Genomic DNA, 14,759 nt, shown 5'->3' on the forward strand with positions numbered 1-14,759 from the left:
TTCGAGTCGGTCGGACGCTAACCGGGAAAGACCGGTTCGAAAAGCACCAAACCGCCGAATTAAGCGTCAATGGTGCTGTAAGCATGACTTCTCTTATTCTTTAGTGTTGAACTCGTGTCACTTTACCTTGACCTCTTAACCGGGTTACACGCTGGCTGTTTCAATAGATTTGTGAAACACCTATGTGACATTGAATTGCGCCGTTAGAAACGGCCAAAGGCAGTATTGATTGAACGTTCAGGCGCATTCGTTCCTGACGTGTTGGAGTGGCAAAGACCGTGCTAAGCAAAATCCGCTTGAGGCCCCTTATCCTCCTGTCCCTAGTGGCTACTCTCGGCGCCTGCGCTACACGCCCGCCGGAAGGCACCCCTCCGGGTGAGGTGTTTGACCCTTACGAAAGAAACAATCGGGGTATCCATAAGTTCAATCTGGGCGTTGACCGGTTTCTGTTCCGTCCCGCCTCGAAAGGCTATGTGAAGATCTTCCCCGATCCGGTTGTGACCAGTTTCAGCAATTTCGCGGAAAACCTGACCATGCCGGGGCAGGCGCTGGACTATCTGTTGCAGGGAAATCTGAAACAGTCAGGCAATGCCCTGCTACGCTTTGCAATCAATACTACCGTTGGCGGGGCAGGCTTATCCAAACCTGCGGACGAGTTGAACCTGCCGCCGGTTGACACCGACTTTGGCGAGACACTGCATGTCTGGGGTGTCGGAGAAGGCGCTTATGTGGAACTGCCACTATACGGCCCATCGACCCAGCGCGACGCAATTGGTGTTGTGGTCAATCTTTTCTCGAACCCGATCAACTTTTCGCCTGTGCGCCCGATCGACAATATCGGCGTCTATGCCGAGGTTGTGCGGCGCGCCGGGGATCGGGGTCGGTTCTCGGATACGGTCGACTCGATCCTGTATGAAAGCGCCGACAGTTATGCGCAGTCACAGACCATCTACCTGCAAAACCGCCGGTTTGAACTGGCGCGAGACGATGAAGACGCCTATCTGGGCCTATATGACGACCCCTACGCAGACATCGGAACCGACCCTGTCAGGGACCCCTACCTAGACCCCTACGAGGACCCCTATGCTGAATAACCATCTAAATCGACGCGGATTTGTCGCCACTGGCCTGGCCGGTGTTTTGATGGCCGCCCTGCCCGCCTACGCCCAGACCGAAGCCAGCGCCAAGGCGCTGGTGGTCAGTGTGGTGGACGATATCAACCGCGTGATCGCCTCGGGCAAGTCCGAAAAGTCGATGATCCGCGATTTCGAGAAGATTTTTGCGCAATATGCCGACGTACCAATTATGGCACGTTACGTGTTGGGGGCCGATGGCCGATCTGCCAGCCCGGCGCAGCTGCGACAATTCACCGACGCCTTTCAGGGCTATATCTCGAACAAATATGGCCGCCGCTTCCGTGAATTCATCGGCGGTCAGGTCACCGTGCGCAACGCCCGCAAGATCAAAGCAGGGTATGAGGTGCGCACCTCGGTTAAACTTCAGGGCTCGTCCCCGTTCGAGGTGACGTTCCTGGTGTCGGACAAATCGGGCCGTGACCGGTTTTTCAACATGTTCATCGAAGGGGTGAACATGCTGCTGACCGAGCGCACCGAAGTTGGCGCGCTGCTGGACGCGCGCGGAGGCGATCTGAACCGTCTGATCAAGGACATGAAGCAGAACAAGCTGAGCTGATCGGGTTCACATGACAAAAGCGCCGCGCGACCCCCATCGCGCGGCGCTTTTTTTGTTGGCGCTTGAACACCCTTAGTTCAAGCGCTCGCCGGTTTCTTTGGCGAAGTACGACACTTTGCTCATGTCGAAGGCGAGGTTCAGAGGTTTCCCCGCCTGCGCGCTGGTTTCCGCGTGCAGACGCGCCGTGACCTGCTTGCCGCCCAGCTCCGAGACCACATAGGTGTCGGCCCCTGCAGGTTCGACCATATCGACGAGACATTCAGCCTCTTGCACACCGTCGCCTGCGCGGAACCCGGCTTCGGCGATGTCTTCGGGACGCAGGCCCAGGATCACGTCCTGCGGAAGGGCCAGATCACGCGACTCCGTCAACAGCAGGTCGCCACCCTCACGCGCGATGGCGATCTGGGTGCCCGAACCATTCTTGCGCGCCTGTGCCGGGATCAGGTTCATCGCGGGTGAGCCCATGAAATCCGCCACAAACAGATTGGCCGGGTTGTTGTAGATCTCGGCCGGGGTGCCGATCTGCTGCACCACCCCACCTTTCAACACGACGATCTTGGTCGCCAGCGTCATCGCCTCAATCTGGTCGTGGGTGACATAAACGATCGACGCATCCAGCGTCTGGTGCAGTTTCTTGATCTCGGTGCGCATCTCGACCCGCAGCTTGGCGTCGAGGTTGGATAGCGGTTCGTCGAACAAGAACAGCTTCGGATCGCGCACCAGCGCCCGACCCATGGCCACACGCTGACGCTGCCCACCTGACAACTGGCTTGGGCGGCGGTTCAGCAGTGGTTCGATCTGCAACAGCTGTGCGACCTCTTTCAGCTTGGCATCCTGCGTTGCCTGATCGACCCCGCGCACTTTCATGCCAAAGGTGATGTTCTTGGCCACGGTCATGGTCGGATACAAAGCGTAGGACTGGAACACCATCGCGATGTCGCGGTCCTTGGGGCTGACATGGGTCATGTCATTGCCACCAATGGACAGGGTGCCGCCAGTGATCTCCTCCAACCCCGCAATGCAGTTCAGCAGGGTGGACTTGCCGCAGCCCGAGGGGCCAACCAGCACCAGGAAATCGCCCGGCTCGATCGAGATGTTGATGTCCTTCAGAATCTCGGTCGCACCGTAATTCTTGTAGAGTTTGTTGATATCAAGGATGGGTGCCATGGGTCTTATCCCTTCACAGAACCGGCGGTCAGGCCGCGGATGAAATACTTACCGGCAACGACATAGACGAGCAGCGTCGGTAGGCCCGCGATGATCGCGGCGGCCATGTCGACGTTGTATTCTTTGACGCCGGTGGTGGAGTTTACGATGTTATTCAGTGCCACGGTCACGGGTTGCGTGCCCGCCTGGCTGAACGACACGCCAAACAGGAAATCGTTCCAGATCTGCGTGAACTGCCAGATCACGGTCACAACGATGATCGGCAGCGACAGCGGCAGGAAGATCGACCAGAAAATCCGCAGGAACCCAGCACCATCGACGCGCGCGGCCTTGGTCAGCTCGGACGGGATGGTGACATAGTAGTTGCGGAAAAACAGCGTGGTGAAACCCAGCCCGTAGATCACATGGACAAAGATCAGGCCCGGGATGGTGCCGGCGATCCCCATCATGCCCAACAGGCGCGCCATCGGCAGCAAAACCACCTGAAACGGAATAAAGCAGCCAAACAGCATCAGCGAAAAGATGATGTTCGCGCCTTTGAACCGCCATTGCGCCACGACATAGCCGTTCAACGCGCCGAGCAGGGTCGAGATCGCCACCGCAGGCACCGCGATCAGAACCGAGTTCCAGAAATATGGCCGCAGGCCTTCGCACTGAATACCGGTACAGGCACCGGACCATGCGGTTTTCCAGGCATCAAAGCTGACCTCACGCGGTAAGGATATCAGGGATCCGGTACGGATTTCCTCAAGGCTTTTCAGCGATGTGGTCAACATCACGAACAGCGGCATCAGGTAATACAGCGCAAAGAGGCCCAGCAGGACGTACAGCAACCAACGCAGGGCAATCTTGCCAGCGGCACTTTGGCTACGAGGTTCGGTTTGGGATTGGGGCATCGACAGATCAGTCATTTTTCGCCCTCAGCTCTGAGTAAAGATAGGGAACGACGATGGCAAAGACGACCAGCATCATGATCATCGCGGATGATGCCGCCTGACCAATATCGCCGCGCGAGAACGCCATGGCGTACATGTAGGTGGCTGGCAGATCGGTTGCGTAACCGGGGCCACCACCCGTGAGGGCGATGACAAGGTCAAAGCTCTTGATCGCGAGGTGGGCCAGCACGATGAAGGCCGACAGGAAGATCGGAGCCATCGACGGGATGATAATCGCCGTATAGATGCGCCATGTTGGGATACCATCGACTTGGGCTGCCTTGATAATCTCACCATCGACCGAACGCAGGCCAGCGAGAAACAGCGCCATGACGAAGCCCGAGCTTTGCCAGATCGCGGCCATCACGATGGTGTAGATGGCATAGTCCGGGTTCACCAGCCAGTCGAACTCGAAATTCGTGAAACCCCAACCCTGCACCATGGATTCGATGCCTAGGCCCGGGTTCAAAATCCACTTCCACGCGGTGCCAGTCACGATCATCGACAGCGCCATCGGGTACAGATAGATCGTCCGGATGGCCCCTTCGACACGGATTTTCTGATCCAACAGGATCGCCAGCAACAGGCCCAACACCATCGCAATCACGATGAACAGCGCGCCAAAGATATACAGGTTGTTGATTGCCGTATCCCAGCGGGGCGAGTCGAACAGGCGTTCATACTGGATGAATCCCTTGATCTCGTATTTCGGCAACAGTTTCGATCGGGTCAGTGACACCCAGGCCGTCCATCCGATAAAGCCGTAGACAAAGATCAATACGGCAATGAACGACGGTGCCAGCACCACCTTAGGAAGGTGGTTTTCCAGCCATTCGGACATGATTTCCTCCGGGGAAAGATGCTCTGCCCCGTCAGTATAAGGGGCAGAGCGATTTGGATCAGTAGCTGTTAGCCACTGCCGCCGCCAATTGCTGAACCGCGTCAGCCGACGACATATCCGAGTTGAAATGCGCGGTCACAACATCCGTGATCGCACCAGACTGCGACCCGCGCAGCGCCATGCCGTGGGCATAAGACGGCAGCAGCGAGCCTGCAGCAGAGGTCGAACCCATATCTTCGGCCGACAAGTTGGCACAGATGTCAAAGTCATCCAGTGCCACGTCGGTCCGTGCCGGGATCGAGCCTTTGTTCAGGTTGAACACTTTCTGGAAGTTCGGTGCGACGATCAGCTTGGCCAGCAGGTCCTGACCGGCTTTCTTGTCATCTCCGTCCACATCGAACATGGCAAAGCTGTCGACATTGTACAGATAGCCGTCACCGGGGGTCGAGGCGCACAGGAAATCCTCGCCGGGTTTTTTGCCCGCCGCCAGGAACTCGCCCTTGGCCCAATCACCCATGATCTGGAACGCCGCCTCACCGTTCATGACCATCGCAGTGGCCAGGTTCCAGTCGCGGCCCGAGAAGTTCTCGTCCACATAGCCGCGCATTGTGCGCATCTGGTCAAACACCTGCACCATCGTATCCGAGGTCAGCGCCTCGGGGTCCAGATCAACCAGCGCTTTCTGGAAGAACTCGGGACCGCCAATGCCCAGTACCACGGTTTCAAAAACGGTCGCGTCCTGCCATGCCTGACCACCATGGGCCAGCGGGATCACACCTGCGGCTTGCAGCTTATCCGCGGCAGCGTTGAATTCGTCCCACGTGGTCGGCATCTCGATGCCATTTGCGGCCAGAACGTCGGCGTTGGCCCAGATCCAGTCAACGCGGTGTACGTTCACAGGCGCGGCGCACCACGTGCCCTCGCATTTCATATGGCCCGCAATTGAGGCGGGCAGAACGTCTGCCCAGCCTTCGGCCTCGGCCACAGATGAGATATCGGCCAGCACGCCTTCTTCATACCATTCCTGAATGGCGGGGCCTTTTAGCTGAACCGCCGTCGGCGCGTTGCCCGACAGAACGCGAGCGCGCAACGCGGTCATCGCGGCATCACCGCCACCACCGGCCACGGGCATATCGGTCCAGCTGCCACCATTGGCCGCGAATTCCTCTTGCAGGACGGCAACCGACTTGGCCTCGCCCCCCGATGTCCACCAATGCAGAACTTCTGCCTGGGGGCCCGCCAACACCGACGATCCGGCCACAACAGCCAGCGTCGATACGGTGGCAAATGCAAAACGTTTCATTTCTTGTCTCCTCCCTAGAGAACGAAGTGACTGCCGCAGCAGCGATGTCGGCCATACTGGGGCGCACAGGCCGTCTGGCAACTTGGAATCCGCGCCAAACCCGTGCATCAGCCCAATTTTTCACCGCTTCTGTTACCGCGTGTTACGTTGACATTGAATCTGTTTCCGTTCGTTACAATTGACGATATCGGAGGAACAGTGACTGGGAGGACAAACCGCGTGAGTATCCCGCGACTTTTGGTGGTGGATGACGACCCCGAGATGCGGGCGATGATGACCCAGTTCCTGCAACAGAACGGGTTCATCGCCCTGCCCGCCAGTTCTGAAAATGAAATCCGCAGCCACCTGAACACCGGCCGCATCGACCTGATCCTGCTGGACGTGATGCTGGGCGATGAAAACGGCGTCGAGATCTGCGCCCGCCTGCGCGCCGAACAGGATGTGCCGATCATTCTGGTCTCGGCCCTCTCAGCCGACCATCAGCGCATGGCGGGGTATGAAGTCGGGGCCGATGACTATATCGCCAAACCCTTCAACCCTCAGCTTCTGCTGGCCCGCGTGCGGGCGGTGATGCAACGGGCGCGGCGGTCATCGTCACTGGCCTACCGCCGCCGCATCCACAGCTTCCGCTTTGACGGCTGGCTCTATGATGGCAAACGCGATGAGGTGCATTCGCCCGAGGGCTATTTGGTGGCGCTGTCACAACGTGAGACGGCGTTGCTCAAGGTTTTGCTGGCCAATCCGCATATCCCCCTGACCAGGGATGAGATCGTCGCCGCGCTGGATGTCACCGGCGGCACCGACAAACCCGAGGCGCAGGGCCGCGCCATCGACATGCTGGTCGGGCGGTTGCGGTCAAAGATCGAAGTCAACCCGAAGGACCCGCAGATGCTGCGCACCGAACGCGGCGTCGGCTATGTTTTTGCCGCCGACGTGTCGGTGCAAGAGGAATGACGCTGCGCCTACGCAATTTAGGCTGGTTTTGGGTGATCTCAGCCTTCGCAACAGGGCTGGTATCGGCCAGCCTGTGGTTTGCTTCGGCCCGCGCCTGGAATCAGTTCCTGACGCAATCCTTCGTCGCGGGGTTTACGGTTTACGAAGACCTGCGCACCGGAATGGCCCCAGCAGCCCCGCTGTCCATTACGCCCTTGTCACCGGCGGATGCCGTCCTGGCCGATAAGGGAGAGTTCCAGCAATTGCCTGGGTCTTCGGGCCGTCGGTTCCTGACCAACCTTTCGATCCTGACCGACAGTTCAGCGCCGCTCAACGGGCGTGAATTGACGCTGGCGATCCTGTCCGATCGTCTAGTCTATCCGGTGTCAGATATCGTCTCGCGTAGCGATCAGACAGGGCCCGAGAAGATGGGTAACCTGACACGATTGCTGGCCACCTATTGCAGCGAGCCGATCCTGATCGCGCAGTTTGGACGTGGGCCATGGTACCGCGTGGACGGAACCGGTATCTGGGGGTGCGGCGCGGCCCCGACCGATCTACGCCTGCCTGCGATATTGCTGGGAATCGTAGCGCTGGCGGTGATCCTGACCTCGGTCGGTAATGTGTCTGACACGTTCACCCGGTTTGCCCATGCCCTGCGCGACCGTCGGAGGCGCGGAGGACCCGATAGTTACGACGCAGATGGCCCGACCGAGCTGCGGGACATCGTGTCTGCCGTAAACGCCCATCTCGATGCCGAGCGCGCTCAGTTGGAACAACGTGCCACTGTCCTTTCGGGCGTCAGCCATGATCTGGGAACCCCTGCAACCCGAGTCCGATTGCGCGCTGCGCTCATCGCGGATGACGAACTGCGTGAAAAGCTCGAAGCGGATGTGGATCAGATGACAGGCATGATCGAAAGTGTCCTGACATACACGCGCTCCGAACTGAGTGTCGAAGAGCCTCGTCAGATTTCACTGACATCCCTGGTCGAGTCGGTTGTCGACGACTATCAGGATATGGATCGCCCCGTGACCTTGCAGAACATTGATCCTGTTGCGGTTGAAGGTGCGCCATCCGTTTTCATGTCCCGGCGCGGGCACGGCACCTTGCAGGAAGCGCGGCGCATGCTGGTCACCGCCAGACCGATTTCGCTGAAACGCGCCTTGACCAACCTAATCGACAACGCGCTGAAATACGGCCGCCATGCCGAGGTCCAGCTTGAAACCGACGCGCATTCTGCCACGATCACGGTCGAGGACAAGGGCACTGATCTGTCGGTTCAGGATATCGAAGCTCTGATGGCCCCTTTCCAGCGTGGAACCAATACAGGGTCGTCAGACGGGTTCGGCCTGGGTCTGACCATTGCCGCGACGGTCGCGGAACAGCACGGCGGCGCGCTGCGGTTCGAGGCCGGAGATCAGGGGTTGCGCGCCCGATTGACGATTACACGGCACTGATCTGTCAGGCCATGTAACTTCGGACCAAGGCGCTTGCGATCAACGACCATCCGTCCGCAATTACAAAAAACGCCAGCTTGAACGGAAGTGAGACCGTGGCCGGCGGTACCATCATCATACCCATCGACATCAGCACCGCCGCAACGACAAGGTCGATGATCAGGAACGGCAGAAAGATGAGAAAGCCGATCTGAAAAGCGCGCGCGATCTCGGACAGCATGAAAGATGGCATCAGGATCGACAGCGGAGCATCCAGTGACACATCGACTGTATTGCCTTCTGGTCGAAGCGCAGCCATTGCGTGAAATGTATCGGGGTCCAGCCTTGCGGCCATGAAGGCGCGAAATGGCTGCAACGCCCGTTCCAAAGCAGGCTCAACCTCCATCGTTTCATTGACCATGGGACGGATGCCAGTGGTCCAGGCTTCGGTAAAGACGGGCTCCATTATGAAATAGGTCAGAAACAAAGCCAGGCTGACGATCAGCATGTTGGGGGGCGATTGTTGCAACCCGATCCCTTGCCGCAGAATTGCCAGTACCGTGATCAGAAACGGGAAGCAGGTGATCATGATCGCCAATCCGGGTGCCAGGCTGAGAACGGTGATCAACAGGATCAACTGGACCGTCCGAGCCGAGATCGAGCCCCCATCCTCCAGCGACAAAGATAGCTCCTGCGCCATGGCAAAGGACGGAGTCATCCCTATCAGCGCAACGATAAGCCACGGCAATACGCGCATCAGCCGATCCCGTTCTGCAGGTCAGCAATCTCGGTCAGGCGTACAGCCAGTTGGCCCGGCTGATCCCCTTCCAACTCTTCCAGAAGACCCCGTGCAACAAGCTGGTCGCCGACATAGAGGTCGACCGGGTCCTCGATACGTTTATCCAACGTGAGCACCGCATTCTCACCCATGTTCAACAGGTCGCGGATCAAAGGTCGGGCGCGCCCCACGGATACGGTGACTTCGATCGGAACAGACTCGAACGGATTGGCTTTCTCTGGTTTTGGGGTATGGGGATCACTCATTGCTCATTGCCTCTTTTGCCTCAAATACATACGCGTCGAACGCCCCGGCGACCGATGCCAGCAGCCCATCAGTATCAACTTCACGCTGAGCCACGCCGACCTGCAGCCTTGCCTGTCCGGCTTCGAGCGAGGGATCTTCGATCACCTTCACCGCCGTTGACAGGCTGGGTGGGATCAACTTCTGAACCTCAACCGCGCGCCCCTTGGGAACAAACACTTGCATCGGTTGTCCGATCTGTTCCTGTGCCATCTCGCTGAGCTGTTCAACCAACCGCGCGGCGAACCCGCGATCTAGCGTGTCGGGCAGAACCGCGTTCACAAGGCTGTTGAACATGGGCTCCAGCGACAAAGTCATACGCGTCACGGCTTCATGGTAGGTGAAGGACATGTCCTCCAACGACTTGGCCAGCTCGGCTGAGACTTGCTTACGGCTTTGCTCTTGCGCTTGCAGAGCGTCTTCCCAACCTGCGCTGTAGCCTTGTTCGAATGAGGCCAACCGCTGTTCTTCAAGCGCGTCTTCATCCAACAGGTGGAGCTTTCCTCCACCGGTTTGCAGAGTGAAATCTTCAAGAAGATGGGCTATCGACATCAAGCACGCTCCTCACCTTCTTCAAGCCAGCTGCGCAGGATTTCCACGGTCTCTTCCTGCTTGTCGCCGATCATCGTTCGCAACCGGTCCACAGGGTCGGTGCCGGGCGCGTTGGCGAGAGTCGGAACATCACCTGCCGAAGCTTGTCCAGGCAGCGACTGGTATTGGCCAACTTCATCGGTCGCGATCTCTCCGGTCAGGTATGCTTCGGGTTCTGTCGCGGAACCTGCCGGCAACAAGGCAGGCACGGCGGCCGGTTTCATCAGAATGGGTCGAATGACAAACAGGGCAAGGATCAGCGAAACCGCTGCCAGAATGGTCATCTGGATCAACGACATCGCATCAAGATGGATACTCCCCCAAATCGAGGAAGAAGCCACGGTTCCCTGCGGTTCAACCACGGGCAAATTCATGGACTTCAGTGTTATAACATCACCACGCTCGGCATCGAAGCCAACAGCTGAAGCGACAAGCTCTTTCAGTGCTTCCATCTCGACTTCCGGCATCGGCACAAAGCTCTCGACGCCACTTGCGTCTGACGATGTCGTACCGTTTACCAGAACAGCAACCGTCAAACGTTTGATGGCTCCTGGCGCGTTGTGGACCTCCAGCTCGGTTTCCGAAACCTCATAATTCACCCGCTCGCGCGTTTGGGTTGCGTTCGAATTCGATTCATCGCCACCGGCCCCGTCCCCATCCGGCAAGTTCGATGCAACGGTCACATCAGCAGATTGGTTACGGGCACTATCCGATCTTTCTTCGACATCGGTACTGATTGCGACACGCCCATTAGGGTCAAATCGACGCTCACGGATCGATTCGGTTTTGGTGACGGTGTCCACGCTGACTTCGACCACTGCGTTGCCGGTCCCCACGCGGGCTTCAACCAGGCGCAGAACACGCTCGCGCAGCTGTTGGGCTTTGTCGTCGGCCGTATCGCCCGCCACAGGATTGTCTTGCGCACCAATGACCGCACCATTCGAGTCGATCACAGCGACGTTTTCCGGCGCCAAGCCACTGACAGCGGACGACACAAGAAAGCGGATTGCCTTGGCCTGATCCGAAGTAATGTCGGCCCCTGAGGATACCAGATAGACCGATGCCGTCGGAGCAACGATGCGTTGGAACGGATTCGAGGATCCGTTCGCGATATGAACCCGTGCCTGACTGATGTGCGGACCACCGACAATGGTACGTGCCAGTTCCCCCTCTTTCGCGCGCCAGTACGCAGCGTCGAACATCTGGGACGTCGTGCCAAAGCCGCTCAGCGAATCCAGCAGCTCATATCCCCTATTTCCGTTCGCAGGCAGTCCATCACTGGCCAGGGTCATGCGCAGTTCATCACGCTGCCAACCCGGTACATAGATCGAGCCGCCGCGAATCTCATACGGCACACCACGCTGGTCCAGCGACCGCACGATATCGCCAGCTGCGCCACTTTCCAGCCCCGCATAAAGCAAGGTCATCGACGGCGCGCTTACCAGTCGCGACATCGTTAGAACCCCAAGAAACACCAGCACGACTGCACCGGCAACGATGATTTGTTTACGCCTGTCCAAACTTGCCCAGACAGTCCCGATCTGCTGCACGCTCACCTCCGACTCGCCGGCATTCTGCCCGGCACATCCCTTGTTTGAACGATTGCCCTTAACAATCGGTTAGTCCCTGCCGGGTTATGACAGTTGCGGAACGGATGAATGAGGACGTCATGACCGACGCGACTGCAGAACAGACAGAAGAGGCTGAAAAATCAGGGAAAAGTGGGTTGATTATCGGTGCGATTCTAGCCGTGGCCGGGGCAGCTGGCGGATACTACCTGACCACGTCGGGAATGTTGCCCTTTGGCCCGAAACCAACCGCTGACGCACCTATGAAAGAAGGTACGGAAAAACCTCTCAAGGCCCTGCCCGACGTGGTTTTTGTCGATCTGCCGCCGGTCATCGTTTCGATCAAGTCGGGCGATTCGCGGCACCTGAAGTTTCATGCGCAGCTTGAGGTGAATCCAGAACACCTGAGCGACGTTGAAAAAATGAAGCCGCGAATCATGGACGTCCTGAATGGATATTTGCGTGCCGTTCAAGTTGGGGATCTGGAAGATTCCCTGGCGCTGATGCGCATACGCGGCCATCTGCTGCGTCGAATCGGGATCGTCGTCGGAGAAGACCGCGTGCGCGATGTTCTCGTGATGGAATTCGTACTGAACTAGGAGGCGAAATTGGAATTGATCGCAGATATTTTTCTGGTTGCCGGCGCTCTTGGTGCAGGCCTGTATTGTTTTGTTCTATCGCGCCGCCTCAGGCGTTTCACGGATCTTGAAAAAGGCGTTGGCGGAGCGGTGGCCGTTTTGTCTTCGCAGGCGGACGAACTTAAGAAATCACTGGATTCGGCTCGTGCGACGTCAGATCAGGCCAGTGATGAACTCAAGTCACTAACTCTCAGAGCGGAATCTGTGGCCCAGCAGCTAGAGTTGATGATGGCGTCGATGCACGACGTCATTCCAGAAAAAGACGAGGTTGAAGAAACAGACACAGCAGGGGCGACCGAAACCGCTTTTTTACCGAAGGACGAGGTTTCGACAGAACCCGAATCCACGACCGAGCTGACAGAAAAGCCCGAGCCCAAACGCGCGATGGGTCTCATGTTTATGCGACATACGCGCAAAATCGGTGAGGGAACGGCATGACTCGCAAGGCTTCCAACCGGCCCAAAGGTGGCGTTCTTACAGTGATCTCGTTGTTGATGGTCGGGTCTGCAGCAATCCGCGTTGGGCTTGAAGCCGGACCTGCTTTGGCTAAGGCCGCTGAGCCGTCGGTCACTGCCGCGAAGCCGATAATGGACGACCATCCCAGAACCCGAGAATTGCTAACTGCTTTGTTGCGCCGCGAACAAGCATTGAAAGAGCGTGAGGCGGCGATTTTGGAAAAGGAAAGAGCCCTCGATATCGCTGATCAGGCGATCGAGACACGCCTTGTTGCATTACAGGACGCCGAAACGAGCCTTCGGGAAACGTTGTCCTATGCCCAAAAAGCAGCAGAGACCGATTTGACGCGGCTGACCGATGTGTACCAAAGCATGAAACCGATAGACGCCGCAGCCTTGTTTGAGACAATGGATCCGGGTTTCGCAGCAGGTTTTTTGTCGCGCATGCCGCCGGACGCAGCTGCCGGCGTCCTTGCCGGGCTCAGCCCCGAGGCGGCCTATACGATCAGCGTCATCATGGCGGGGCGAAATGCCGCCGCCCCTCAGGAATAAACTCTATGTCCTTTAATCCCGCATTTGACTTCGTCGGAGAGCCCACATGATCGGAATAATCGGAATCGTCGTCATTTTCGCCATGGTGTTCGGCGGCTATTTGGCTGCGGGCGGCAAAATGACGATCATCCTTAAGTCATTGCCATTCGAGATGATGATGATCGGAGGCGCGGCCGTGGGCGCCTTTTTGATCAGCAACGACATGAGCGCCGTGAAACACACCATCAAGGATATGGGCAAGGTTTTCAAAGGTCCAAAGTGGAAACCCGAAGACTATCGCGATCTGCTTTGTCTTCTGTTTTCGATGATCCGTATTGCCAAGGCGAACCCGGTCGAGGTCGAACAGCACATTGAAGACCCTCAAAACTCGTCTCTTTTTTCCGCCTATCCCAAGATCCAATCGGATAAGGAAGCCGTTGACCTGATTTGTGACACAATGCGATCCGCGTCGATGAATTACGACGATCCGCATCAGGTCGAGGAAGTTCTGGAAAAGCGGATGGAGGCGAATTTCCATCACGCCATGCATTCCAGCCATGCTTTGCAAACGGTGGCCGATGGCCTGCCCGCGTTGGGTATCGTTGCTGCCGTTCTGGGGGTTATCAAGACAATGGGCTCGATTGACCAACCACCCGAGGTATTGGGTAAGTTGATCGGTGGTGCTCTAGTCGGTACGTTTCTAGGGGTTTTTCTGGCTTATGGTCTGGTCGGACCCTTCGCTGGCAAGCTGAAGGCCGTGGTTGAAGAGGACAACCATTTCTACCAGTTGATCAAGGAAGTACTGGTCGCCAATTTACACAACCATAATGCCGCGATGTGTATCGAGGTTGGCCGACAGAATACACCGACGCATAACCGCCCCGGCTTCTCGGAACTTGAAGAGGCGCTGAAAGAGCTTAAGCAGGCAGCCGCATGAAAAAGTCCTGGGGCATAGCGGCCATTTTGCTTGGGGCGGCTCAAGCCGTTTTCGCCGAGGAATTGACCGTCCGGACGGGTGAACATGATGGTTATACCCGATTGGTTGTACAGATCCCGCCTGATACCGGCTGGATTCTGGCTCAAACGAAAAATGGTGCCCGCCTCGACGTGGCACTCGATGACGTGACTTTCGAAACTGGATCTGTGTTCCGCCGTTTAACGCAAAACCGCCTGTCGACATTATCACAAAAGAAACCGGGGGATGCGCTAGAGTTGCAATTTGGTTGCGACTGTGTGGCGTCCTCATTTCTTTACAAAGACACGATGATCGTGGTGGATATTGCGCCCGCTGCCTCCCTTCCACCGCTCAGCGAAGATATCCCACCGCCTTTGCTCCCCAAAGCGGCTGTGCAGGAAAACCCGCTTGAGACAGTCCGGAAAACCGAGGTGGTGGCGCTTCCCTTGCTTAATTTGAACGCGCGGCAATTTGAAAATCAGCTATCCACAAAACTGCTGCAAGGTGCAGACCGTTCTATCGTCGATCTGAACCTTACTCCTGCTGGCCCGATCAACCGGATTCCAAAACGCGCCTCTTCTGCCTTCAGATCTGGAGGCGAATATCAACGTCACCTCAATTCTTGACGAA

At 57.5% G+C, this 14,759-nt stretch carries 17 protein-coding genes; 9 read left to right on the forward strand and 8 right to left on the reverse strand.

Annotated features, from left to right (window positions below; all coding sequences use genetic code 11):
* Positions 1 to 296 precede the first annotated feature (296 nt).
* Together AC2FNR_RS18980 and AC2FNR_RS18985 are read left to right on the forward strand one after the other, a co-directional pair.
* Positions 297 to 1,094: an MlaA family lipoprotein gene (locus AC2FNR_RS18980; protein ID WP_480869113.1), complete on the forward strand. Its 798-nt coding sequence runs from the start codon at positions 297 to 299 to the stop codon at positions 1,092 to 1,094.
* Complete coding sequence (locus AC2FNR_RS18985; protein ID WP_170355932.1) at positions 1,084 to 1,692, forward strand: MlaC/ttg2D family ABC transporter substrate-binding protein; 609 nt, start codon at positions 1,084 to 1,086, stop codon at positions 1,690 to 1,692. Before AC2FNR_RS18980 ends, AC2FNR_RS18985 begins: the two co-directional genes overlap by 11 nt.
* 72 nt (positions 1,693 to 1,764) lie before the next feature.
* Here AC2FNR_RS18985 and AC2FNR_RS18990 read toward each other — a convergent pair whose 3' ends face one another.
* From AC2FNR_RS18990 to AC2FNR_RS19005, 4 genes are read right to left on the reverse strand one after another with little or no spacing between them, the layout of a single operon-like run.
* Positions 1,765 to 2,859: an ABC transporter ATP-binding protein gene (locus AC2FNR_RS18990; protein ID WP_170755213.1), complete on the reverse strand. Its 1,095-nt coding sequence runs from the start codon at positions 2,857 to 2,859 to the stop codon at positions 1,765 to 1,767.
* Positions 2,860 to 2,864: 5 nt separating this feature from the next.
* Positions 2,865 to 3,770 (reverse strand): carbohydrate ABC transporter permease, encoded by a 906-nt coding sequence (locus AC2FNR_RS18995; protein WP_180885230.1) that lies wholly within the window; start codon positions 3,768 to 3,770, stop codon positions 2,865 to 2,867.
* A complete protein-coding gene (locus AC2FNR_RS19000) occupies positions 3,763 to 4,635 on the reverse strand; it encodes a carbohydrate ABC transporter permease (RefSeq protein WP_170387762.1) in 873 nt (290 codons plus the stop codon). The genes AC2FNR_RS18995 and AC2FNR_RS19000 overlap by 8 nt, the downstream gene beginning before the upstream one ends.
* A 58-nt stretch (positions 4,636 to 4,693) precedes the next feature.
* Positions 4,694 to 5,938 (reverse strand): ABC transporter substrate-binding protein, encoded by a 1,245-nt coding sequence (locus tag AC2FNR_RS19005; protein ID WP_496850772.1) that lies wholly within the window; start codon positions 5,936 to 5,938, stop codon positions 4,694 to 4,696.
* Positions 5,939 to 6,157: 219 nt separating this feature from the next.
* Here AC2FNR_RS19005 and AC2FNR_RS19010 point away from each other — a divergent pair, with 219 nt between their 5' ends.
* Positions 6,158 to 6,892, forward strand: coding sequence for a response regulator transcription factor (locus AC2FNR_RS19010; protein WP_170755211.1), 735 nt, complete (start codon positions 6,158 to 6,160; stop codon positions 6,890 to 6,892).
* On the forward strand, positions 6,889 to 8,331 hold the full coding sequence (locus tag AC2FNR_RS19015; RefSeq protein ID WP_170355920.1) for a sensor histidine kinase: 1,443 nt from the start codon (positions 6,889 to 6,891) through the stop codon (positions 8,329 to 8,331). Before AC2FNR_RS19010 ends, AC2FNR_RS19015 begins: the two co-directional genes overlap by 4 nt.
* A gap of 4 nt (positions 8,332 to 8,335) precedes the next feature.
* On the opposite strand, the gene fliP is transcribed toward AC2FNR_RS19015, so the two are convergent.
* From fliP to fliF, 4 genes are read right to left on the reverse strand one after another with little or no spacing between them, the layout of a single operon-like run.
* A complete protein-coding gene (gene fliP / locus AC2FNR_RS19020; protein ID WP_170355918.1) occupies positions 8,336 to 9,067 on the reverse strand; it encodes a flagellar type III secretion system pore protein FliP in 732 nt (243 codons plus the stop codon).
* Complete coding sequence (locus AC2FNR_RS19025) at positions 9,067 to 9,354, reverse strand: FliM/FliN family flagellar motor switch protein (protein ID WP_496850775.1); 288 nt, start codon at positions 9,352 to 9,354, stop codon at positions 9,067 to 9,069. The genes fliP and AC2FNR_RS19025 overlap by 1 nt, the downstream gene beginning before the upstream one ends.
* Entirely contained in the window at positions 9,347 to 9,943 is a 597-nt protein-coding gene (locus AC2FNR_RS19030) for a FliH/SctL family protein (RefSeq protein ID WP_496850776.1), read from the reverse strand. Before AC2FNR_RS19030 ends, AC2FNR_RS19025 begins: the two co-directional genes overlap by 8 nt.
* Entirely contained in the window at positions 9,943 to 11,532 is a 1,590-nt protein-coding gene (gene fliF / locus AC2FNR_RS19035; protein WP_496850778.1) for a flagellar basal-body MS-ring/collar protein FliF, read from the reverse strand. Before fliF ends, AC2FNR_RS19030 begins: the two co-directional genes overlap by 1 nt.
* Positions 11,533 to 11,651: 119 nt before the next feature.
* Here fliF and AC2FNR_RS19040 point away from each other — a divergent pair, with 119 nt between their 5' ends.
* From AC2FNR_RS19040 to AC2FNR_RS19060, 5 genes are read left to right on the forward strand one after another with little or no spacing between them, the layout of a single operon-like run.
* Positions 11,652 to 12,149 (forward strand): flagellar basal body-associated FliL family protein, encoded by a 498-nt coding sequence (locus AC2FNR_RS19040; RefSeq protein ID WP_496850779.1) that lies wholly within the window; start codon positions 11,652 to 11,654, stop codon positions 12,147 to 12,149.
* A 9-nt stretch (positions 12,150 to 12,158) separates the two neighbouring features.
* On the forward strand, positions 12,159 to 12,626 hold the full coding sequence (locus AC2FNR_RS19045) for a hypothetical protein (RefSeq protein WP_496850781.1): 468 nt from the start codon (positions 12,159 to 12,161) through the stop codon (positions 12,624 to 12,626).
* Positions 12,623 to 13,195 carry a MotE family protein gene (locus AC2FNR_RS19050; protein WP_496850783.1) on the forward strand — a complete coding sequence of 191 codons (573 nt, stop codon included), beginning with the start codon at positions 12,623 to 12,625 and terminating at the stop codon, positions 13,193 to 13,195. Before AC2FNR_RS19045 ends, AC2FNR_RS19050 begins: the two co-directional genes overlap by 4 nt.
* Positions 13,196 to 13,241: 46 nt before the next feature.
* Positions 13,242 to 14,111 carry a flagellar motor stator protein MotA gene (motA, locus tag AC2FNR_RS19055; protein WP_353392759.1) on the forward strand — a complete coding sequence of 290 codons (870 nt, stop codon included), beginning with the start codon at positions 13,242 to 13,244 and terminating at the stop codon, positions 14,109 to 14,111.
* Positions 14,108 to 14,755, forward strand: a complete 648-nt coding sequence (locus AC2FNR_RS19060; RefSeq protein ID WP_496850785.1) for a hypothetical protein — start codon at positions 14,108 to 14,110, stop codon at positions 14,753 to 14,755. Before motA ends, AC2FNR_RS19060 begins: the two co-directional genes overlap by 4 nt.
* The last annotated feature ends 4 nt before the right edge of the window (positions 14,756 to 14,759 follow it).

It is taken from the genome of Ruegeria sp. SATB045 (assembly GCF_059613525.1).